The following is a 23,689-nucleotide window of genomic DNA, read 5'->3' as shown; positions in this document are numbered from 1 at the left end:
ATCAGTTGTTGCTAACTTTTACCTGTAAATACTTTCCTGGATTTTCTTCGTCATTGATAAACCAGCCCGGATTTCCATCTTTATCCCGACCAAGTTTTGCACCTGGAACAGGAGAGGTTGTTGGCAATCCATTTTGTGCAATAATGGTTTGCCGAGGTTTTTCTGAGGGCATAAATCCTGCTTTTATCAATTCTACAACGCTTTCGCCAAATTTATTGATGATCTGATCTACCTCTTCATCAGTATGAGCCGTAGTTAAAAAACAAGGAAAAAGATCCCAGATATGGATTCCTTTTAAGCGCATCAGGGTAAATAACAACTCACCATAAGCCAGTTCATATTTGAATTTTATTTTCCACAACGAACCAAAATAAGGTACATATAATGGAATGGCATACTGCTCGCAAATGGCATTTAAAGCATCGGCCAATCGTTTAGTACGAGTATTAAGACCCTCTTGAAGTGCCGGACCTTGTTCCTTCATGTGCAATAATGAAGCCCTGCCTGCTGACAATGCCAAAGGGTGGCGAACGAATGTACCAGCAAAGTAAGTAACACCAGCTTCTGGGGTAGAGTCATCCCCATATTGCCAGTTTCCGCCATCTAAAGCATCCATATACTTGCTGATACCCGCTATTGCGCCGATGGGCATGCCGCCACCAATTACTTTTCCGTAAGTACCCAGATCGGCCTTGATTCCAAACAAAGCCTGTGCACCACCCGGATGCATCCGGAAACCGGTTATCACTTCGTCAAATATTAAAACAGTTTCTGATTGATGCGTTATCTCCCGTACTTTTTTTAAGAAAGCAATGGGCTGAAATTCCGGTCTCCGGCTTTGGACAGGTTCTACCAGTACCGCTGCCAATTCGTGTGCCCGTTCGGCTATTATTTTTAAAGATTCTTCTGTGCCATAATCCAGTATCAGCATATTTTGTACTACTTCGGGCATAATGCCTGGTGCAGCCGGCACTGTTTTTAGTTTTTTGGTTCCACGGACAATCACTTCATCGTTAATACCATGATAAGACCCGCTAAAAGCTACAATTAGCGACCGCCCAGTAACGGTACGGGCTATACGCATAGCACCCAGAACAGCCTCGGAACCCGTATTACAAAGTGCTGCACGGTCAAAATTGGTAAATTCAGTGATCAGTTTGCAAACTTCGCCGGCAAGTTCATGCTGCGGACCTATTTCATAGCCTTTTTCAACCTGCTCCAAAACAGCTTTTTTTAGAAAATCTGTTTGATAACCTAAAAAGTTCGACCCAAAACCATTCAATGCATCAATATATTCATTACCATCAATGTCCCATACATGGCTGCCTTTGGAACGATTAACCACCAAAGGGTATACAATTTCTTTGGTTAAAGGCCTAAAGCCACTAACCACCCGTGGATCGGCCATATATGGACGGTCTTTTTGTGTTTGCGCTTTGCTGGCTTTGGTTTTAGTATTGTATTGTATAGTTAGTTCCCTTAAAAAGGTCGCTTGTTTATCATCCAATCCCAGCGTTTGCTTTTCAATGCGGGCGGTGGCACCAAAAGGTTTTTTTAGCTCTATCTGTTCTTCCGGTGTAAGCTCGTACGTCACCTGCTGCGGTTTTGCAGGAGTTATGGCAGGTGTATTATGGTTTTGAATAGCCGCCGACGGCTGAATACTACCACCATTTTGTATCAGTGCCAGCTGATTAGTAAGTAACTGTAATTGCTGTGATATTAAACCGATGATCAGATCATTACTTCCTGTGCCGTTATTTACGGGCAAAGGAGTAAATGTTTGTTGTTGCGATGCTGCTACGGGCGCAACAACTTCTGATTGTAATACCTCAGCAGCCAGGTTTGCATCAAGGTAAGATGCCAACAGGTTTAAACTATTATACTCTTCAAATAACTTTCTGAAAGTGATTGGTATATTAAATGTCTTTTTAAGGTTCGTAGCGATTTGCGTCAGCGAAAGAGAATCGAATCCAAGTTCAATAAAACTCAAACCCGTATTGGCCGTATCAATTTCGATGCCTGCCGCATCTTCAAATATTTCTTTTAGTTGATGAATTAAAATATCTTTTCTCATCGGTGTGGTTTGAATGATGATGTTTTCTGTTTGTTGTACTAAGACATTGGCGGCTGTTTCAACCTTATTGATAGCGATAGCCGGTTCGAGCCAATATTGTTTATGGTCAAACGCGTACGTTGGCAAGTCGATCTTTTTTCTATTCTGGCCTTGATAAACTGCTTCCCAGTTAAGTTCTACTCCGTTTAACCAAAACTGCCCCTGGGCCTTAAGCAGGGAATACTCTTCACTTAGGGTCTCCGTTTTTTCAAATCCGGATATGGCAGTGACATTCCTGCCGGCTGTATGCTGGCGCGTTAATGCAGCCAATATATTTCCCGGCCCAACTTCCAGGAAAAGTCTGTTTTCATCTTCCAGCAAGGTATCCAAACCATTGGCAAAGCGAACAGTTTTACGTAGATGTTGTGCCCAATAATTTAGGTCGGTGGCTTCGGCAGCGCTCATCCAATAACCGGTTACAGTTGATACTATGGGTTTTACAGGAGCGTTTAATTTTATTGATCTTACTACTGCTTCAAACGGGGCAATAACTTCATCCATCATAGATGAATGGAAGGCATGGCTGGTTACCAGCAAGCGGCTTGGAATACCTTTTTTAGATAAATTATCGGCAAATTTATTGATCAGTTCATCCGGGCCTGCTACCACGCATAATTTACGGCTGTTAATGGCAGCTATGGATAAGCCTTCGGGCAACAGTTCGTTAAGTTGATCAGCTGTTAATCTTACAGATAACATGCTGCCTTTCAACACGTCATTTACTAACCTCGCCCTTTCAGATATCATGGTCAAAGCATCCTTAAGGCTAAAGATCCCTGCTAAATGCGCCGCTACAAATTCACCAATACTATGGCCAATTAAAACCTCGGGTTGTATACCCCAGTTCATCCATAATCTGGCCATGGCATATTCCAGGATAAATATGGCTGGCTGGGCGTTTAGTGTTTGTTTTATTTTTTCGAGCGATTGACTACCAGGCGTTTCAGGATACATAACCTGTAACAGGTTTTCATGTATCGTTCCTTGTAGCAAGACTATGCATTCATTAACCGCGTTAGCAAAAACGGGCTCGTTCTGATAAAGATCCATACCCATTTCAGCATACTGCGAGCCTTGTCCCGGAAACATAAATACAATGCCGCTTATCCCTGCTTTTAAGTTTTTGTAAGCCGAAGGATCAACTTGCAGTGTGTCCAGTTTAGCCAGTAATTCATCATTATCAGCCACGACCATAAACCTGCGGAAATTAAACCTGGCTCTTGTGGTTTGCAGTGTATAGGCAACATCATTCAAATCGATATTTGCCTGGTGTGAAATATACTTGCTTATCCTTTGAGCATAATTATTAAGACTATTCTCCGTTTTTGCCGACCAACAGAATAGTTTCCATGGTTTTTCTTTGCCTTGAGGTACTGTCCTGGATTTGAATTCTTCTATGACCACATGAACATTGGTTCCGCCTACTCCGAATGAACTTACACCTGCGCGCCTGATGGCGTTACTATTCCAGGGTTTTAGCTTCGCATTTACATAGAAAGGGGTATCGTCAATATCAATATTAGGGTTAATGTGCTGATAAAACAGGGAAGGAGGGATTTGCTTATTGCGAAGCGATAATACCGTTTTAATAAGACCGGCTATACCAGAAGCCGCTGTAAGATGCCCCATATTGCTTTTTACGGAACCAATAGCGCAAAACTGCTTTTTATCCTGTTCGCCAAAAGCAAGATTTAAACCTTGTATTTCAATGGGATCACCCAGGGGAGTGGCAGTTCCGTGAGCTTCGATATAACTGATGGAAGAAGCTTCAACTCCAGCATCATCAATAGCTGTGGCAATAGCGCCAGCTTGTCCTTGTGCGCTTGGGCCACTGAAACTACTTTTTACAGCGCCATCATTATTAACACCGACGCCTTTTATAACGCCGTAGATAGTATCGCCGTCATGCAGCGCATCTTCGAGATTTTTTAAAAGAACAACACCTGCGCCATCACTGAAAACCGTACCAGTTGCTGATGAGTCAAACGGACGGCAATGACCATCGCTGCTCATGATCGATCCTTCTTCATAAAGATGCCCGCTTTTTATAGGCGATGTGATGGATGCCGCACCGGCAATAGCTACATCACATTGTCCGTTACGTATACTGTTTACCGCTTGTACCACTGCTAATAAAGAGGTAGAACAAGCTGCGTAGACCGCTACTGCCGGGCCTTGTAAGTTTAACTGATAGGCGGTACGAGTGGCTATATAGTCTTTTTCGTTTAGCAATCTCACCTGGAAATGCCCCGTCTTTTCTACTATGTCGGGATTGGTTAAAACATTATTATCATAATAGGTATTGTACCCGCATCCTGCAAAAACGCCAATCGTTCCAATGTATCTTTCCGGTAGATGCCCGGTTTTTTCCAACACTTCCCAGGCTATCTCTAAAAATACGCGATGTTGGGGATCCATCAACTCAGCCGACCGGGGATTGAAACCAAAAAATTCGGCGTCAAATTTGTCAGCTCCACCAATAATGCCACGGGCTTTTACATAGGCAGGGTTGGTTTTTACAGCAGATGGAATATGTTTATCTATTTCATCAACATTAAAAAAACTGGTTGTTTCGCGGCCTTCGGCTAATAACTCCCAAAATTCATCGATCGTATTAGCTCCAGGAAACCTGCCGGCCATACCTATGATCGCGACATCCCGGTTGGTATTGTTATCCTTATCTTTCTTACGTATTGAAAGAGGTTTTGTCTTATTTGTACCATTTAGTAAATCCGCTAAACCAGCCACAGTAGGGTATTGGTAAAGCTTGGTTACAGCAATGGCGTAATTATACTGTTGTTTTAATTCGGCAATTGTTTTTAAGGCCAGTAAGGAATTACCGCCAAGCTCAAAAAAATTATCATCTGTACCAATTCTGTCCAGTTGCAATAAGCTTGTCCAAACAGAAGTAATATTTCTCTCGATTGCCGTAGCTGGTGATCTGTACAATGTGGAAAGCTCCGGTCTTTGCAGGTTAGCTTTTGGCAATGCTTTCCGATCTACTTTACCACTGGTGGTTTTGGGTAACTCATTTAGCCAAACATAAGCCGAAGGAAGCATAAAATCCGGCAGATGCTTCTCCAAATGCTGGCGTACTTTATTTGTGCTTTGCAATTCATCAGAAGCCACCAGATAAGCCAGAAGGCGTTTTTGCCCTGCAGTATCTTCACCAGCTATAACTACCGCCTGTTTGATGTTTTCAAGCTGGTTTAGCAATACTTCTATCTCGCCTAATTCAACGCGGTTTCCCCTGATCTTTACCTGGGTGTCTTTTCTTCCTAAGTATTCAATAGTGCCATCTGGTAAATAACGGGCAAGATCCCCGGTACGGTAAATACGGGTTGTTTTGTCTGTCGATCCTTGCCAGTTGATGAACTTTTCGGTTGTTAGTTCAAGGTTATTTAAATAGCCTTCCGCCAAACTGAAACCGGCAACGCAAAGTTCGCCGGTTTCCCCGTCAGGCAGCCTGGTAAAATTTTCATCAAGTATAATGATGTCTGTATGGTTGATAGGGGTTCCAATGGTTGGCAAAAATGGCCATAGCGAAGCATCACCATTTAACTTTAGTTGTGTTACCACATGAGTCTCTGTGGGGCCGTATTGATTATATAATATACAGCCTGGCAGAGACTTAAAAAAGTTGATGATCTGAGGGGTTATTTTCAATTGTTCGCCAGCAGTCATGATCTCTTGCAAACAAGCAGGGACAAGATTATTGGCAATAGCGGCTTCTGTTAAATACTGAAGCACTACAAAAGGTAAAAAGATGCGATTTACGGAATGTGTTTCAATATACTGTAGTAATTGAACCGGATCAATTCTCAGGTCGTCATTTACAAGTACCAGCGTACCGCCGGTGGTTAATGTGGCGAAGATCTCCTGAAAGGATACATCGAAAGTAAGCGGAGCAAATTGCAGGGTACGTGAATCTGACGCGGATGTAGAATTATCTTTTTGCCACAATAAAAGATTTACCAAAGCTGCATGTCCCATTAACACGCCTTTTGGTTTGCCGGTCGACCCGGAAGTATACAACACATAAGCTCCGGCAGGATTTGTTATTGGAGGTAATGCACCAACTTCAGGGTAAATTTTATCGCTTAACAGTATACTAATGGGTAGTTCTTCAAAGAAACGTTCCTGGTTTTTGGTAACTATACAGGTATCGATGCCAGCGTCTGCTATGATCTGCTCAAGTCTGTCTTTTGGATAATCGGGATCAAGAGGTAAGTATGCTTTACCGGCTTTAAGTATAGCCAATACACTAATTATCGTTTCAATACAACGATGAGTGCTTACACCAATTATTGCAGAAGCTGAGGTTTGAGCTAAAATTACAGACGCAAGATTATTTGATACCTGATTTAAACGGGCATAGGTGATACTTTCGCCATTATAAACAACAGCGGTGGCATCAGGTGTTTTATTTAGCTGACGCTCAAATAACTCGTTAACCAGAAGTGTATGATCTGTATCCTCTGATGCGTTGCCGTTGTAATTATTCATGAGTTGACAAGGATAGCTATCTGCGCTGGTCAAACCATTTATTTATTGGATTTTAAAGTTAGTTGCAGGAACTTTAAACCAGATCAGGATAGCTATTTTATGCTTTTATATATTTAATATTTTAATTGTATCTAAACATCTACTATTGTTTACGTTGTGCCTTTTCCCACACCGCGCTTTGTTTGCTGGTAAAATACCTGATAATACCGGCCAAAACCGCATAATTCATCACACAAAAATAATATGGTATAAATAATACTTTTATTCGCAGTTGTTTCTTTTCCATGATAAAGCCTAACAGGGCAAGTACATAAAACAATATTTGAGCCAATAAAAGCATTTGGTACCCGGTTGCCCCTGGTTTAAGGGCCAATATGCTGTTGAGTACAAATGACAATATCAATAAAAAAGGGGTTATAGTCCATCGTAAAACACGGTGGCTGATATATTGAAATGAAAGTATTGGGTAAAGAAAAGGGTTAAACAGGCTTTTTAAACGCAAAATAGATTGTATTCCTCCGGCAGCTATTCTAATCTTTCTTTTTAACTCTTCAGTTACATTTTCTGATGCCGTTTCGGTGGCATAAGCCTCAGGCTCATATATAATCCGGTATCCTTTTTGGGCTATCAGCATAGAAATCATAAAATCATCTAAGACCGTATCAGCTGGAACCGGTTGATAAAGTGACCGCCTTACACTAAACAATTCGCCGGCTGCGCCTACAACAGAATAAAGTTCAGAATCCCATTTTTTTAATGCTGATTCATACTTCCAATAAAAGCCTTCGCCTGCAGCGCTGGCGTCAGCATTTTCATCAAAGTGTACACGTTTTTCCCCGGCTACCGCCCCAACTGTGGCATTACTGTAATGCCTGCATATTTTTATTAAGGCATCTTTATTTAAAAAAGTATTAGCATCGGTAAACACAACGGCATCGGTATGTACAAATTCCATTGCGCGATGGATGGCTGCTATTTTACCGGCCCGTTGTGGTTGATGCAATAATTGGATCCGTGGATATTGGGCTATGATGTTTGGTGTATCGTCCGACGAACCATCTGTTATAAAAAGCAGGTTTAGCTTTCCTGCCGGGTAATTTAATAAAAGGGTATTGGCTATTTTATCTTTTATAAATCCCTCCTCATTATAAGCAGCAACTACTAATGTACATGTAGGCAGGTTGTCTAAATCTTCGACTACCGTTTTAATACCCTTAAATATCCGTTTAACACGAATGATAAAATATAAAAGGAACCCATACCCGGCAAAGGTGTAAAATACGATAAGGAGGCTTAGGGATAATATAACTTTCATTTAATAGTATTAATAGGATAACCTAAATCGGTACTGTTTTTTGAATGGGTAAAATTCCACCAAACGGCTTTAAAAAGTACAGGAATAAAGTGACTGTCACCAGCTTTGAGATAAGCTATTAAATTGCGGGGTACTACAAGAAGTGAAAAGTAAATATAAAAGATCAGCGTTTTGAAAAAAGGTGCGTTCCGGCGTATAAAAAGTATGCGGTTACGGTTCATGAAATACTCCTTCAGTTTACTTTTCTTGCCTACAGAAACTGATTCTTTATGGTAGATTACTGCATCGGTACAAACCCAGGCTTTGTATCCAGCCTTGATGATATGCTCACTCCAGTCCACTTCTTCGTAGTATAAAAAATAGTTCTCGCTCATTAGCCCGGCTTTATCTACGGCTTCTTTCCTGATCATCATAGCAGCGCCATGGCAATAGGCAGTTGGGCCAGTAATGTGATCGTATTGACCCAGATCTTTTTGTTTTAATCCAATGCAACTATTACGACAGGTATAATAATTCATTGGCGTATAACCGGCATATTGTATCAGCTGCTTATCACTGTAATATTTGATCATGGGCGATATCATACCCACTTCAGTGTTTGCATCCATGGCTTGCACCAATTTTTCTACCAACCCGGAAGTAAATTCAGTATCGTTGTTGACTAAAAAAAGATAATCACCTGTTGCTTCTTTAATGCCCAGATTATTTCCCCCTGCAAAACCCAGGTTAATTTCTGAACGTATAAAAATTACGTGAGGATATTTTAAAGACCACTCTGGTAAGGGATTTGCTATACTTGCATTGTCAACTACAATAATTTCGATGTTTTTGTAGCTGTTCAACTTTTCTATTGATTCAAGCAAATCTTCAGTTACAGCCGGCTGATTAAAATTTACAGTAACAATAGAAATTTTTTTCATGTATAATGATTAATACCGACTGTGATACGTTTACGAATTAATATTATCAAAAGTTAAGCCATAGCTATATGAAGCGTATAACCAGGAGCTTGTCGGGAATTAGGGAGTACGTTATAACATAAGGTCGTATTGATACAGAAGTATTTATAGTGTTATTTCTTAATCAGAAAAGATTATCTAAAAATTAAAATCGTAATATAAAATAACTATGGATGATGGAACGAAGCAGGTTTCATTGAGTAAAAATCGCCCCAAATTACACTTCCCCAATTTAAACGGGATAAGAGCTTTGGCTGCCCTTATGGTAGTTATAGCACATATTGAATTACACAAGGCTAATTTCAACATACCTCGTATTCCGCATTTTAACGTGCTTAATTTAGGAAAGATCGGAGTAACCGTTTTCTTTTCATTAAGTGGGTTCTTAATAACCTATTTATTACTGGAAGAAAAGAAAAACTTTAAGGCAGTTAACTTTAAAGCATTCTACATGCGAAGGCTTTTGAGGATATGGCCCTTATATTTCCTGGTAGTTTTGTTTGGCTTTTTCATTTATCCGGGTGGATCAAATAAAGCATTATGGCTCTCTGTATTGTTTTTACCTAATCTTGCTTTTTGTTTGAACTTGTTGCCTGCTATTATGGATCCTATATGGTCAATAGGTACAGAAGAGCAGTTTTATATTTTTCATCCACACTTTTTCAGAATTAAAAAGCTGAAGCATGTTCTTTATGCCTTGTTATTTTTTATTGTCCTTATTATAACCATTCAATTAGTATTTGGAAAGTTGGCTGATGAAAATCGGGTTTACCAAATCCTGCATTTGGTTTTGTATTACGCCCGGTATGATAATATGATGATAGGGGCAGTCATCGCGGTTATTTACTACAATAGCAAACACCCTGAATTTGAATTTAAATTTCAGGTCTTATTTGATGTCATCTTTAAAAAATGGTTCCAGGTTTTATTGCTGGTGGCCTACTTTATTTACCTGGGATTGTATATTAATTATGATATCCCTCATGGTGATGTTTTGATAGCTTTTATGTCATCGTTGCTTATTGTAAACCTTTGCGAAGCCAAAACAAGTATCTATTCCTTAAATCACCTATACCTGGATTACATTGGCCAAATTTCATACGGCATATATCTGCTGCACAAGTTTGTGTTGTTCCTGGTTTTGTATCTGGTTAAAAAGTATTTACCTTCCGGAGGTATGGTTGTCGAAAATATAATGATCTATTTAGCAACTATAGGGGGGACTATTGCTTTGGCCTCAGCCTCTTATTATTGGTACGAAAAGCCATTCTTAAAGATCAAAAAACGATTTCAAAAAATTACCCAGTAATAATTAATATCACCGGGTAACAGATTAGTTAATAGTATAGTTGATTTTTAATTTTTTGATACTTGATCAAGGCAATTTTGTAATACTACGGCAAATTCCTTGTCGTTTGGTGGAGCAAATATGGTATTATGTTCACCGGGTATTTCATGTACATGAACGCCTTTTTGTGCAAATGGCCGCCATCCCAGGAAATTAAAATCAGCCATATAAAAAGTTCGTTTTTTGGCTCTGAATAACTCAATGGCTATAGGCAATGGTGTTAAAACATAATTCCGCAAAGCTTTCTCACTGGCTTCGTCTATTTCGTTATCATAAGCGAAAAAGCCTTCCTTTTTCTCGTCTTTACCGGGAGCTATTTTCCAGAAAAGCTTAATGAACTTTCGTTTAATGATCAGGCTCTTATACTCAATGGTGCGTTTAGGATCTTCTGCAAGTAACACCAGGCTATAGCCAATCTGCTTTAACACTAACGTAGCTTTATTAAATACCTTTTTCAATAAAGGGTCATTAACCGTTGACAGATCAGCATAAGTATCAAACATGGCCAGCATTTTTACTTCTTTACCGGTAGCCATGAGTTGTTTTGCCATTTCATAGGCTATAATGCCACCTAAGGAGTAACCCGCAAGTGCATATGGGCCATCAGGGTTTTTGGCCACAATCTCCGCAATGTAATTAGCGGCTATGTCTTCCATCACATCCAATGGTTCATCAATACCGTTAAGTCCTTTAGCTTGAAGGCCATAAACCGGTTGCTCTGCATCCATATTCATGGCGAGCGCATTAAATAACAACACATTTAAACCGGCACCATGTACAATATACAGCGGCATTTTTGTACCATTGGGCTTTATCGGCACCAATGACTCCCAGGTGATTGATGTAGCATCAAGCTCCAATCTGGCGGCCAGTTTTTCCACCGTGGAATGTTCAAATAACGTGGCAAGCGGCAGACGTTTACCTGTTTCCTGTTCCAGGCGAGCCATGATCTTAACAGCCACCAGCGAACGGCCACCCAGTTCAAAGAAATTATCGAAAATGCTAATGGTTTCCAATCCCATTAACTCAGTCCAGATATCGGCTACAAGCTTTTCGTTACTGGTGCGTGGCGCAACTATTTCGCCGCTGCGTTGTATATTACTATAATTGGGTTTTGGTAAAGCCTTACGGTCTATCTTCCCATTGGGAGTGATCGGTATGGTTTCCATGATCACAAAGTCATCCGGTACCATATATTCGGGTAATACTTCCAGCAAGCCCCGTTGCCAGGTATCAAATTGCGCACGCAGATCATTGTCGCTTTTTTGATCGTTGATGATGACATAACCTACTAACCGGGGATTGCCGGGGGTATCTTCACGGGCGATAACCACGGCCTGTTTTACATTGTCCTGTTTTAAAAGGTTTTGTTCAATCTCTTCCAGTTCAATCCGGTAACCGCGTACTTTTACCTGGTGATCAATGCGACCGAGACAAACGATCTCTCCATCTTCGCGTATCTTCCCCAAATCGCCGGTACGGTACATTTTGCTGCCTGGGATACCAGAGAAAACATCATCAACAAAACGCTCATCTGTAAGTTCCGGACGATTTAAATAACCCTTTGCAACACCATCGCCACCAATGTATATTTCGCCAATGCTGCCGTCTGCAAAGTTATTCAGCTTCTCATCAAGGATATAAACCTGAGTATTGTCGATAGGCCTACCAATCGAAATATCTTCATCATTAATGATGTGCTTTACAGTTGACCATACCGTAGTTTCAGTTGGGCCATACATATTCCAAAGTTCAGAACAGCGGGCAAGGAGTTTGTTGATCAGATCTTTTGGGAGCGCTTCGCCTCCGCAGAGTATCCTGAGCGGGAACTTAGTTTCCCAGCCGGCCTCCAGCATTACCCGCCATGTATAAGGGGTGGCCTGCATTACGGTTATCTGATGATCAGCAACCAGGTCTATCAACGCACGGCCATCTTTTGCGGTAATGGCATCTGTGATAATGAGCCTGGCACCCGTTAATAATGGCAGAAACATTTCGAGCCCAGCGATATCAAATGAGATAGTTGTAACGGCAAGCAAATTATCGCCGGCTTTTAGTCCGGGTTCTTTCTGCATGCTGAGTAGAAAGTTTACCAGGTTATGATGTTTGATCTGTACTCCTTTAGGTTTACCGGTTGATCCTGATGTAAACAGCACATAGGCCAAATCGTCTCCGGTAACTATAGTTTCAGGCTCATCTGCACTGTAGCTATCGAACTTACTGATGGCATCTTCAATCAAAACTTCCTGGGCTCGTGAAACAAAATGTCCTTTAAATTTTTTAGAGGTGAGCAGTATTTTAGCTGATGAATCATCCATCATAAACTCAACCCGGTCTTTTGGATATTCAGGATCAAGCGGTACATAAGCTGCGCCGGTTTTAAGAATAGCCAGCAAGGCGATAATCATTTCGGGCGAGCGATCAATGGATAAACCAATAATATCGCCGGTTTGCATATTGAAGGTAAGTAAATGCGCGGCCAGTTTATTTGCGGCTTCGTTTACCTGTTTAAAAGTAAGCGAACGATTTTCAAACACCACAGCAACATGATCTGGTATTTGCGCCGCCCGATCAGCAATAAGATGGTGGAGCGCTTTATCTTTTGGATAAGGGGCCTGGGTATTGTTTAGTGTATTTATAGCGTCTGGGTTTACTGAAGCGGCCATCGTGAGACATTTAATTATTTACCCGGTTAATTCAACTTCAAATATTATATACGTAATTAAGCGGCAGTATGATCGTGAGGTGTATGTATAAATTTTTTATTGGCACCTTTTAATTTAAATAACAACAATAGCATAGTAAAAAATATCATCGGTAGTTTTAAAGCTGCTTTGAATAATTGCTTGTTAAAGTATTCTCCCGGTATAGCAACAACAATACCAATATAGCAGCAGCATGTTGCGATAAGCCATAGGTACCAGTGAGGACCTATGCCCGGAAGCAGGAAGGAAATCAGCAGCATAAAAGGCATCAGTCCCAACATTAGTACCCGTGGCAATATGGACATCTGATATATTTCATTGAAGTAATCAAAATTTCCGTGTAAAAACAGTTCACCAAAGCCGCTGCTACCATATTTACGCAGCAGATTAAATTGGGCCGATAACCACCTTTTGCGTTGCTTTTTAAATACTTCTGGATTACTTACCTTTTCATCATAAACCAAAGCTTTTTCGGCGTAGGCTACGCTTATTTTTTGCCTGGTGAGTATTAATCCCATTTCCTTGTCAAAACCGCCCACGGCATCTATTTTACTCATGGTTTCTTTAAATAGCTTGTATTCCAATGCCATTCCGGAACCAATTATAGCTGCTGAGAGTTTAAATACCCATTGTGCCTTTCTGAAAATATGATTGTTAACTTCTTCGCTGATGCCATCAAGTACAGCTACCTGAGTGTTAGTGTTTTTGGCTACGCGATGTCCTTGTATCACCCGTTCGCCGGTTTGCAGCCAGTTATTCATCTGGTGCAGATAATCAGGTGCAGCCACATTATCTATATCAAAAACTATGGCAGCATCAAAACCTTCGGCTGTATTTTCAATGGCCTTGTTAAGAGCCTTAGACTTAGTGCTGTTCTCAAAAAAAACCTCTAATACCTGTAAGGGCATTTGCTTTAATTTTGTAATGGTTTCGGCTTGTAATGAATCGGCAATGATACAAACATGAAACAGATCTTTAGGATAATCAATAGTTAAGGCGCTTGCGGCAGAGTTTAATAAAATCGCATCTTCTTTATATGCACAGATATAAATTACAAACCTGCTTAACGAAGAAGCAACTGGTGGCTGCTTAATGGGTATTAATTTCCCCGCAACTGAGAAAATAAATAGATAAATGCAGTATACACACAGGTATATAAAAAGCACATCCATCATTATTGTTGCTATCAGTTTTACAATATCCATGTGTATTGACTCATGAGGAGTTATATATAAGTTTAACTATTTAGATACTCTATCTAAATTTAATGCCAATAGGTTTTTGATCTCAGAAATCCGGTGCTCCCAGGTGTTTTCTGCAGCTACGGCAAGTCTTTTTTGCTGCAGATCAGGTGTATCATTCAGCGCTGCGTTCATAGCGGTCGAAAACTCAGCAGCATTGCTGCAATAGGCCACAGTATCTCCTGTAAATTCACGTAAATCAGTATTAAAGTCAGTTGATACAACCGGTCGACCAGAGCCCAGATACTCAAATAGTTTTAGTGGGAATATAGCATTACTTACTTCATCCTTTTTGAATGGAATAATAGCCACATCAAAACCTTTTAAAACGGCTGGCATCTCCTCATAAGGTACCGCGCCCTTTAAAGATATGTTAGGTGCTTTGAAGATGGGATGGTTTAAATAGTCGATATCAACAGGGCCCACAAAAACAAAGTTCTTATCTGGGTTTTGCTGTAGCACTTCGGCAAGCAGATCGTAATCAATACGTCGCTCTATATTTCCAAAATACCCGATAACCGGCTTTTTGATGACAGATAGGATATCAGCCACGGGCAATTGTGAATCAAGCGCTTTTTGGCTGTGCGCTATGTTTGCCGCGTTGGGAATAAAAAAGGAGTTACCGTTTAGTTTCTTCTTGCTGTCCCTTAATTGTTTGCTGGTGCAAATTACCAGATCTACACTTTTTACTACCATATCTTCAGATATCAGTCCATGCCTGATCTGGTATTCTTCAACCAAAGGATCAACGCAGTGATAAACAGTTAATACAGGTTTTATCAATTGATGAAAGGTGGGGTAGGTGTAGTTGTAAGAATTGATGTAGATATAATCCTTAATATTAAGATGCTTGATTACCTTTTTGAGCCTTTTGGCTACAATGCCTTCATTAAATTTGACCGCCGCACGATAAAACGGTCCTTCTGGCAGCATATTAATTGAGGGTACCGGCGGCGAAATAATGATTTTAAGGTTCGGGATGTCGGTTTGAATATAACTGTTGGTCGATGAAAAAAAATGTGGCTTACGTATCTTGTATTCTTGGGTATCTCTAAACTTAATATAATCCTTCCAGGTAAAAGGCCGGTCTACATAATACACATAGTTGTCTTTAGCTAGGTACTTAGCCATGGTATAATTAGTCGACTCCAGGCGTCCGTCAAACTGCATTTGCGAAAATATAATGATATGCCTGTTCTTTAATTCCATATCAATTCTGTTTGGGTTCCTTTTTTAGTAGCCTTTGATATAATAATCCCAATAATTCCATGAGCTCGATATAACCGAGTTTAAATATATCCCCGATCTTAAATTCCAAATGTTTTTTAAGTGCCCAGTAACCAAATATCGCGCCTGAAAAAAACGTGAATATAGAAGCAATAGCAACCCCATAAAGATTATGGAAAATGAATATACCTGCAAAATCCCCAGCTATATTTACGGCAAGCATAATAAACACTTTGATCATGTTTAACTGTGGCTTGCCGATGATATCGAGCGTAATCCCGAAAAATCTGTCGATAGGCAATAGCATCACGAAACACATGAAAATGCGAAAGATATTGCCGGCGTCTGAATGCTGGTATTTACCACCAAACAACAAGCCTATGATGAGATCGGCAGCTATAAACGAAACTATTGCAATAGGTATCAGCGCTATTGTAAGCATACCTGCATACTTTTTCATGATATAAGATACATATCTTTTATCCTCACGGTGAACTGCTGCTGACATTACAGGTAAAGCCGTAGCAATAAAAGCCCTGAGTGGTATCTCAAATATCTCCATGAGTCGTTGAGGGATGTAATAAACAGCCAGCAACTCAGATGGAAACATCATTTTAATGATGAAGGTATCCGAACTACGCAACAGGTAGGAACTGATGGATGTGCCAACGCTGAATTTGCCAAAATGGGCCAGCTCCCTGATGGCTGCCCAGCTTTTGCTACTGATGGTTTTTACCTTTGACCAACCTATAATCATGGTGATCACACTGCTCACTATATTGTTGATAAGATAACTATATAGGGCGTTTTGAAAGCTGGCTTTCTGGAAAATGGTCAATAATAATATACATATAAAAAATCCACCCTGGTTTAAGAGTTGCAAGATGAACAGTTTGTCAAAACGTTCTTCGGCCTGTAATATCCACATGGCTATAGCAGCCGGTAGCGTACAAAAAAATATAGCACTAAACCATTTGATGATCATAAACATATTCGGATTATTACCGAAGTAGAAAAAGTACATCAGCAGGTTACCTATACCAAATACCAGCACGATCATAAAACCCAGGTACCATGCCGAGCCTGCTATGTTTGCTGCCCGTTTTTTGTCGGTGCCCGCATAAAACTTGATGAGGGATGTTTGCATAAACCCCGTACGAAAGGTATCAGCCAGGGTAAATACGATCAGGAAAAAGATATAATCGCCAAAATCAGGTTTGGAAAGATAACGAGCCATCAGCGAAAGTATGGCCATACCCAATACCGGCATAATAGCATTACTGGCTAAAGAAAGCGTGTGTTTATTGATCACTTTTTTAAGAAGGCCCATGCATCATTTGTTACGCTTTTTCCCAGCTATTGGTTGTGAAATTATATTGCTTGATCACTCTTGCCGGGTTGCCAACTGCTACACTGTATTCGGGTATATTTTTAGTAACCACACTGCCGGCGCCAATTATGGCATGTTTACCAATGGTAACACCAGCTGTTACCACGCTATTGGCGCCTATCCAAACATTGTCGGCAATGGTGATTTGTTTGGTGGTTACTTTTTGCAGGCGTGGGGGAGTGGTTATATCCTCGTAACCATGGTTAAGGCCAGAAAGTACAATGTTTTGAGCGAGCATCACGTAGTTGCCCAGGCTCACCGGGCCTATTAATACATTACTGATGCCAATACCGCAATTATTACCAATAATAACATCCCCAACTCCATTATTAATAGTAGCAAAATCTTCAATAATGCTGTTGCTGCCCAAAGAAAAATTGTTGAAAGGAAATATATCCATCCGGGCTTTAAACCTAACGACCGATCTTTTGCCTCGCTTATGAAAAAACGGATTAACAAACCAGCGAACCCATAACCTGGGTTTAGCTTCGCCACTGCGCACAATTAACCAATGTACAAAGCGTTTTAAACCCGGGTTTGACTTTATTGTTGATACTAACTCCATTTCTGTATTTTATGTTCATTCAGAACTGGTTGGGCGATGGCTGTTGCCTGTTCCTCAGTATCCAAACGCATACATGCTACAATGATGGCTATAGCCAAATAAAACAAGACATTACTTGGATATTGTACCAATGCCTGCTGCGGGAAATTACCTATATTGAAGGCAAAAATGACCAGTATCATGCCCATACAGTAGTTTTTAAGTTCTGGATTTTTGATCCTGTAATAGTAATTAATACCATTATAAAGAGCGATGAATATTAATGTGCAAAAAAGGATCAACCCGATCCAGCCCATCTCAACCGCTACACGCACGTAGCCACTATCCGGAGGGAATTTTGATAATTCAGAATTTGGTGAGAACCGGCGCCCCCAAACACCAACAGAACCAAGTCCACCACCAATAGGGTGTGATAAAATATATGGTTTTATCCGTTTTTGATTTTCTGCCCGAACATTGTATGATGCATCTTCGGTTGGGTTAAATGCTGTCTGGAAGCGTTTGATCAATGGGTTTGAGGTAGGCATTACTATTAAAAAGCCAAGCATTAAACCTGCTGTAACAGCAAATAACATCACCTTCTTATTGAAATTTAGTACGGCGAGCATCAGGAGTGATGCTGGTACAAGCACATAAGCGGCTCTGGTGCCCGAATAAAGCATCACAAAAAGAAAAAATGCGGCCATAAAGCCCAGTATTATTTTTTTACGTAAACTATGGTTACCCATAATTAAAGCGATGCAAAGCAAAGCGGCAACAACCATGTTATATGAAAAAGTAACTGGATCTGCGAAAATACCGAATTTACGCATATGCCCGTTGATAAAAAGCAGGCTCACCCGTAAAGGATCCGCGTACAAATATTTTTTTTCGAATCCAAAAAAACCAAAGTTTTCCTGTTGAAATGCTGATATCGCAGCAATACAGGAAAAAGCAAGCCATAGTTTCAGCAAAAACTTTATAAAATCAACCGATCTGATGTGATAAACAAATACAAAGTACATCATCATGATGAAACCAACAGTACGTACAGTATATACCCAGGCAAGCCTTGATGTAGCCCAGGGGTTTATTACCTCAATAAAATTATATGCCAGCCAGATGAGAATAATATAACTAATAGGATTCTTAAAGCGCGACCAATCATGCTCTTTCTTTTGTTTGATGAAAAATCCAAGGATCAACAAATACGTTATTGCATCCAGCAGTATGCCTATAGGAGCTGTTTCCGGAACTATCTCTGAAACATAATTTATAAAAAATGAGACGAAAATAAGGATCGCTATTCCGAATTTAGGATAGGCTACAATGCCATATAATATGGGAATGCCAACAAGTAGTATTAAAACTATGCCGCCGCCAATTATCCCGAATTTATAAACTATACCACTAAAAATTAATGAAATCAACAACAAAAATAATATCACCACTTTATTGGATAGCTTTTGCGTTAACACGCTTTTCCAAAGTGATAGCTTTATTTCGTTATTATTAATGTTATTCAGCATGTGCTGTTGTGCCTGTTTTAAAAAAATAAAATTTTAATAACCCAAACAAACGAACCAATAAATGCAACTATGATTGCGGCTTTACGTGATTTCTTTTGAATAGAACTTAAATTTTCAAATGGGTCAAGTTCCTTTTTCCTGGCTTCCAACCTCATGATTACAGTTTTAATTAATATAAATCTTTACCGGGACGATCCAACCCTATGATGCCGATTCTTTTTTCTGATTAAAATCGGCTTTGTTAAGTATCCAACCAGCAAATTTGGTATTAAGACCGCGTAAGTAGGCTATATCTGGTTTTTGTGTGTTGGTGATACTTTTACCCGATTCAAAAACGGCAATGATCTTATTGGCAAATAATAACCACTCCTTTGATTTATTTAAAGACGTTAGCGGAGCTGTATCAATAATAACCATATCATACTTTGTTTTGAGATCATCAAAACGGTTTTTTAAGAATGCTTCGTCGCCAATTTCAAATAAGGTTACATCCCCGCCATGATTTCCGAGCACAGTTGCGGTACTGCTGTTTACTACCTGGGTATTAATTGGGCTGTTTTTAAAATAATCTTCCAGATAAACACCGGGCATAGCTGTTTTACTAATAGTAGGGTTATCAAAATTGCCATCAATTAATAATACCTTTTTGTTGATCATGGAATAGGAGTAGGCCAAACTGATGGCCAGTAATGTTTTACCTTCTGCGGCATCTAAACTGGTTATGGCAATAATTTTATCCCCTTGTAGTTCCTGATCTATCTCGAATCGCACAGATCTGATCAACTCCTTGAATTGCTTCATTTTATCCCGGTGCTCCACGTCCCAAAGTTTTTTCAGGTCAAGATTTTCCCCTTTGATCTGGTTCAGATAGCCCAGTAAGGGTAATTGTGTTTTATTAACCAGATCCGATGGGTCCTGAATGCTTCTATCCAGATAAAACAGTACAAATAACACAAACAGACAGGCAAATACACTTAATATAACACTCAGCGCAATAAGCAGGATTTTTTTTGATGGTTGAGCCACATCAGGCGTAGCAACTTCAACTTGCCTTAAGTTGATCGAGAAATTTGATTTCAGATTGGTTTCATTATACCGGTTTAAAACATCCAGATATTCTTTACCGGCAATGTCGATATCAAAATCATAGGTTTTTACGGTAGCATCAAACGGTACAAGGCGAGAGAATTTGCCATTCAGGCTGCCAAGCTCCTTGTCAATTGATTTTACGCTGTATTTGGCCAGGTCCCTTGAAATTTCGAGTGTTAGTTTTTGATGGATCAGGTCGTCTTTAGCCACTAACGGATTGGTTACGTATTTATCTGATGATTGATTTATTTGCGTCGTAAGAACATTTTGAACGGAATCTATCGTGTTTTTATACCGTGGGTTAAATCCGCTACGAACATATCTATCCTCCAAAATGTGAAGCTGATCTTGGGTTGTAGTAATGGCCTGGTTATATTTACTTACTGAGGCCTCCACATACTTCCTGTCGCCTGGTTCAAATTTACTGTTGATAGCGTTAATGGCCCCATCATAAGAAACGATGTCTTTTTCTGCTTGTAACTTTTTATCGTTATAAACCATAATCTGGCCAAAAATGGCTTTTGATTGTTCATCAAGACTCAATACACCGTTTTGTATTTTGTATTTCTGAAGCTCTTCGGTTTTTTTACTTAAAGCGTTCTTTTTTTCTTCGAGTAACTTGGATAAGAAATTCACTGCATTGGTTTCATTCTGCCTTACATTTTGGGTGTAATAAGCTATGAACTGGTTACATAAAGTATTAACTATAAATGCCGATAACTGTGGATTTTCCGAATCAAAACTTACCGAAATAAAATCGCTATCCTCATCACGTGCTATGGTAAGCTCTTTCATGATGGAACGCTCATCATATTTCATGGATATAAGGATGTCATTCAGCTTATCTTCCTCTTTGTCATAAAGTGATAAAGGTTCCATGCTTTGGAACTTGTTTTTAAATACCAGTAAAGCTCTATCGCGCTCATAAGGATGTAATGCCAATAGTTCCTTACTGAATTTACGAAACGGGGCAGGGTTACTCAGATCGTGGATCATAAGCTGATAGGAAACCTGATTGATCAGTTTCTTGAGCTTCATGATAGCTATCAGGTTACTAAATTCCCGAAAAACCTGCTGCTCCTGGGCATTTACATTATCATCTTTGTCCAACAAGTGCCTGGAAGCATCAACAATACCGGTAGCTATCTGAGCATGGGATATATAATTGTTAGGTAGATTTTTAACAAGAAAAAATGAACCAATTACCGTTACCAGCGGAATGATGATGAGGGTGTTTCTATATTTACGTAGAAGTTTTAAAAACTTAGCTATCTCCATTATTTATTTAATCTCTTCTAATTTAGTACCCAATAACTCTTCCAGATTGGTTTTTGCTGTAAATGTTGCCAATTCAGCTTGTACTTTAAATGAGTTTTGATTGTAAAGACTGTTTAGCTGTTCGTTATAGATCTGAAAAGTAGTTTCGCCTTTCTGAAAAGCGTATTTTAATTGTTTAACAGCACCTTCGGCATCAACTACGGCATTTGATCGCAACCTGAGTTCGGCCTGGGCTTCCAGATAGGCGAAATAAAAGCGTTTTACCTGGGCCTCAAGGCTTAGTAAATATTCACTTTGCTGATATTCTGCTACTTTATACGTTTCTCTTGCTGCATTGGTTGTAGCCGGATTTTTTAGCAATTGACCAATGTTCAGGGATACAGCTAATTGATAGCCCTTAAAAATAGTTGGAGTAGAAAGGTTAATAGAATTTTGAGGACTGTAGATATAAGAAGCAGTTAAACCATCGAGCCAGGCAAATTTGGTTGCATTGTAATTACTTTTAGCCGCGTTGACCTGGCTTTGCCTTAATTTAACTTCCGGATAATTTTTCTTTGCTGTAGCTATCAGTTTTTCGAGATACGGATAGGAGATATCTTTAATAAAAGACTCTTGAGCATAGGTGTTATTTGTAAAAACGATAAAAATTAATAGAAGAGAAAACTTTATAATATTCTTACTCATTAGCTTTATACTTTTTCTTTTTGAAACAGTGCAGGTATAGTTCCTATAATAATTCTTAAATCTAACCAAATAGAATATTTTTGGGCATAAAAATTATCTAATTTTTTTCGTTCACGCTCAGACATGTCTTCTTTTCCTCTTTTGCTGATCTGCCAAAGGCCGGTTAAACCGGCTGGGCCTAAGAAACGCATTGACCATTCGTTTGAAGTTAACATTTCTGCCTCGTAAACCGGTAATGGGCGGTTGCCGACTACAGACATGTCGCCAACAAGGATGTTAAACAACTGCGGTAATTCATCAAGACTTGAATTGCGTAAAAATTGCCCCAATTTTGTAATGCGCGGATCGTTTTTGATTTTTACAAACGCGACTTTATCGGTTCCTGTTTCAGATGCATATTGGTTGCTTTCTGTTGATAATTTGGCCAGTAATTGGTCGGCATCGGTGCGCATTGATCTGAATTTATAAAAATCGAATACCTTATAACCAGTGCCAACACGTTTGCTTTTATAAAATACCGGACCCTTTGAGTCTAATTTAATCAATATAGCAATGAGCAGGAATACCGGAGATAGCACAAATAACATGCTGCAGGATATAGCCAAATCAATTAAGCGTTTACCCAATGGCATTTTATAAGTAGTATCAACCTCTTTAGAAAGCTCAAGCAATCTTGGTTTGATCAATTTAAAAGTAACCAGGAAGTTAAGGCGCTCGCGCAGGTTATCAATAAGGAAGGGTACACTGTAAAAATCATGTACCTTTAACTGCATAGCTTTTTGTTTAAGACTTTTATCATCAACTGATGATAAAAGAACGATGATCGATCCATGTAATAAAAAGCTTTTTTTGATCTCATCAATCATCTTAAAACATTCTCCGTTAGCATCAACTTCCATTAAAATAATATCCGGAACAGTTAAAATGGATTGATTGCCCAGATATTCTTCCAGTTGGGCAATGGAGTCATTATAAACTATTTTGAAATTATCATTAAGACCCGCATAAACCAACTCTTTTAATGCCAGGCCCGCGTAAGCAATCTTGACATGGGAACCAGAATTTTCGTTCCAATCAGATGTTTGTTGATTCATAAACTTGTAAAAGTTGGTTAATGGCCGTTTTTAATTCGGTGGGCTTAAATGGCTTGTGAATGCAAGCATCAACCTTAAATGGCATTTTGCTTACCTGTTCATCAAGATCGTGAGCTGCTGAAAGCAATATTACAGGCAAATCACGATAAAAACCGCTGATCTTAACATTTTTTACAAATGACTGGCCATCAAAATAGGGCATTTGAAGATCGGAAATAATTAACTCGGGCATGTTGCCATCCTCAAGCCAGCCAAAGGCATCAATCCCGTTATTTTTAACAACTATATCGTAATCCTTCGAAAGGATAAAGCTGAGTAACTTTAAGATACTTAAATCGTCATCAACAATAAGTAGGGTTTTTTTCATTCCTGAAGATTTATAAAACCTGGTTAATTAAGTTGTATTATGTCTTAATTGAAAAATGATCAGTGTGATAAACTTTTATAAATTTCTTTGGGAAAAGATTATTTATTAAGATCAATAGAAACAGGTGAGTCTACATTAAAAATGGTATCCAAGGTTTGTTTTTATTGATTTGGTGCAAATTCAAACACTAATTTTCAATTTGGAATACCTATTCAATTACTATACCGAAAGTACACGAAAAAGGCCCGCCATAGTTGCAGGGGGCGTTTTATTTAATAACACACCCATATTACACCCTTA

The 23,689-nt window shown here is 39.4% G+C and carries 15 protein-coding genes; 1 reads left to right on the top strand and 14 read right to left on the bottom strand.

The genetic code is table 11. The annotated features are described in order from the left end of the window. Position 1: 1 nt before the first annotated feature. From AB6735_RS09270 to AB6735_RS09260, 3 genes are all read right to left on the bottom strand, one after another. Positions 2 to 6,619, bottom strand: coding sequence for an amino acid adenylation domain-containing protein (locus tag AB6735_RS09270; RefSeq protein WP_370995651.1), 6,618 nt, complete (start codon positions 6,617 to 6,619; stop codon positions 2 to 4). Positions 6,620 to 6,761: 142 nt separating this feature from the next. Then, a complete protein-coding gene (locus AB6735_RS09265) occupies positions 6,762 to 7,934 on the bottom strand; it encodes a glycosyltransferase family 2 protein (RefSeq protein WP_370995650.1) in 1,173 nt (390 codons plus the stop codon). Beyond that, positions 7,931 to 8,854, bottom strand: coding sequence for a glycosyltransferase family 2 protein (locus tag AB6735_RS09260; protein ID WP_370995649.1), 924 nt, complete (start codon positions 8,852 to 8,854; stop codon positions 7,931 to 7,933). Before AB6735_RS09260 ends, AB6735_RS09265 begins: the two co-directional genes overlap by 4 nt. Before the next feature lie 208 nt (positions 8,855 to 9,062). On the opposite strand from AB6735_RS09260, the gene AB6735_RS09255 reads away from it, so the two are divergent. Next, positions 9,063 to 10,202, top strand: a complete 1,140-nt coding sequence (locus AB6735_RS09255) for an acyltransferase family protein (RefSeq protein ID WP_370995648.1) — start codon at positions 9,063 to 9,065, stop codon at positions 10,200 to 10,202. A 47-nt stretch (positions 10,203 to 10,249) separates the two neighbouring features. Here AB6735_RS09255 and AB6735_RS09250 read toward each other — a convergent pair whose 3' ends face one another. From AB6735_RS09250 to AB6735_RS09200, 11 genes are read right to left on the bottom strand one after another with little or no spacing between them, the layout of a single operon-like run. Beyond that, the gene (locus tag AB6735_RS09250) at positions 10,250 to 12,907 is read right to left on the bottom strand and encodes an amino acid adenylation domain-containing protein (RefSeq protein WP_370995647.1); all 2,658 of its coding nucleotides are present in this window, start codon (positions 12,905 to 12,907) and stop codon (positions 10,250 to 10,252) included. Between the two features lie 56 nt (positions 12,908 to 12,963). Further along, a complete protein-coding gene (locus AB6735_RS09245) occupies positions 12,964 to 14,151 on the bottom strand; it encodes a glycosyltransferase family 2 protein (RefSeq protein WP_370995646.1) in 1,188 nt (395 codons plus the stop codon). Positions 14,152 to 14,187: 36 nt separating this feature from the next. Beyond that, entirely contained in the window at positions 14,188 to 15,396 is a 1,209-nt protein-coding gene (locus tag AB6735_RS09240; protein WP_370995645.1) for a glycosyltransferase, read from the bottom strand. 1 nt (position 15,397) lies between these two features. After that, a complete protein-coding gene (locus AB6735_RS09235) occupies positions 15,398 to 16,744 on the bottom strand; it encodes an oligosaccharide flippase family protein (protein ID WP_370995644.1) in 1,347 nt (448 codons plus the stop codon). A gap of 10 nt (positions 16,745 to 16,754) precedes the next feature. Beyond that, positions 16,755 to 17,369 (bottom strand): DapH/DapD/GlmU-related protein, encoded by a 615-nt coding sequence (locus AB6735_RS09230; protein ID WP_370995643.1) that lies wholly within the window; start codon positions 17,367 to 17,369, stop codon positions 16,755 to 16,757. Continuing rightward, positions 17,360 to 18,877 (bottom strand): O-antigen ligase family protein, encoded by a 1,518-nt coding sequence (locus AB6735_RS09225; protein WP_370995642.1) that lies wholly within the window; start codon positions 18,875 to 18,877, stop codon positions 17,360 to 17,362. The genes AB6735_RS09230 and AB6735_RS09225 overlap by 10 nt, the downstream gene beginning before the upstream one ends. A gap of 17 nt (positions 18,878 to 18,894) precedes the next feature. Next, positions 18,895 to 19,032, bottom strand: a complete 138-nt coding sequence (locus AB6735_RS09220) for a hypothetical protein (RefSeq protein WP_370995641.1) — start codon at positions 19,030 to 19,032, stop codon at positions 18,895 to 18,897. 46 nt (positions 19,033 to 19,078) lie between these two features. Continuing rightward, a complete protein-coding gene (locus AB6735_RS09215; RefSeq protein ID WP_370995640.1) occupies positions 19,079 to 21,244 on the bottom strand; it encodes an exopolysaccharide transport family protein in 2,166 nt (721 codons plus the stop codon). Positions 21,245 to 21,247: 3 nt separating this feature from the next. After that, on the bottom strand, positions 21,248 to 21,928 hold the full coding sequence (locus AB6735_RS09210; protein WP_370995639.1) for a TolC family protein: 681 nt from the start codon (positions 21,926 to 21,928) through the stop codon (positions 21,248 to 21,250). Between the two features lie 5 nt (positions 21,929 to 21,933). Then, positions 21,934 to 23,022, bottom strand: coding sequence for a sugar transferase (locus AB6735_RS09205; RefSeq protein WP_370995638.1), 1,089 nt, complete (start codon positions 23,020 to 23,022; stop codon positions 21,934 to 21,936). Next, entirely contained in the window at positions 23,003 to 23,389 is a 387-nt protein-coding gene (locus AB6735_RS09200) for a response regulator (RefSeq protein ID WP_370995637.1), read from the bottom strand. Before AB6735_RS09200 ends, AB6735_RS09205 begins: the two co-directional genes overlap by 20 nt. Positions 23,390 to 23,689: the final 300 nt, after the last annotated feature.

It is taken from the genome of Mucilaginibacter sp. RCC_168 (assembly GCF_041355315.1).
Taxonomy (GTDB): domain Bacteria; phylum Bacteroidota; class Bacteroidia; order Sphingobacteriales; family Sphingobacteriaceae; genus Mucilaginibacter.
Note: the sequence above shows the minus strand (reverse complement) of the source record. Positions and strands in the feature narration are given on the sequence as shown.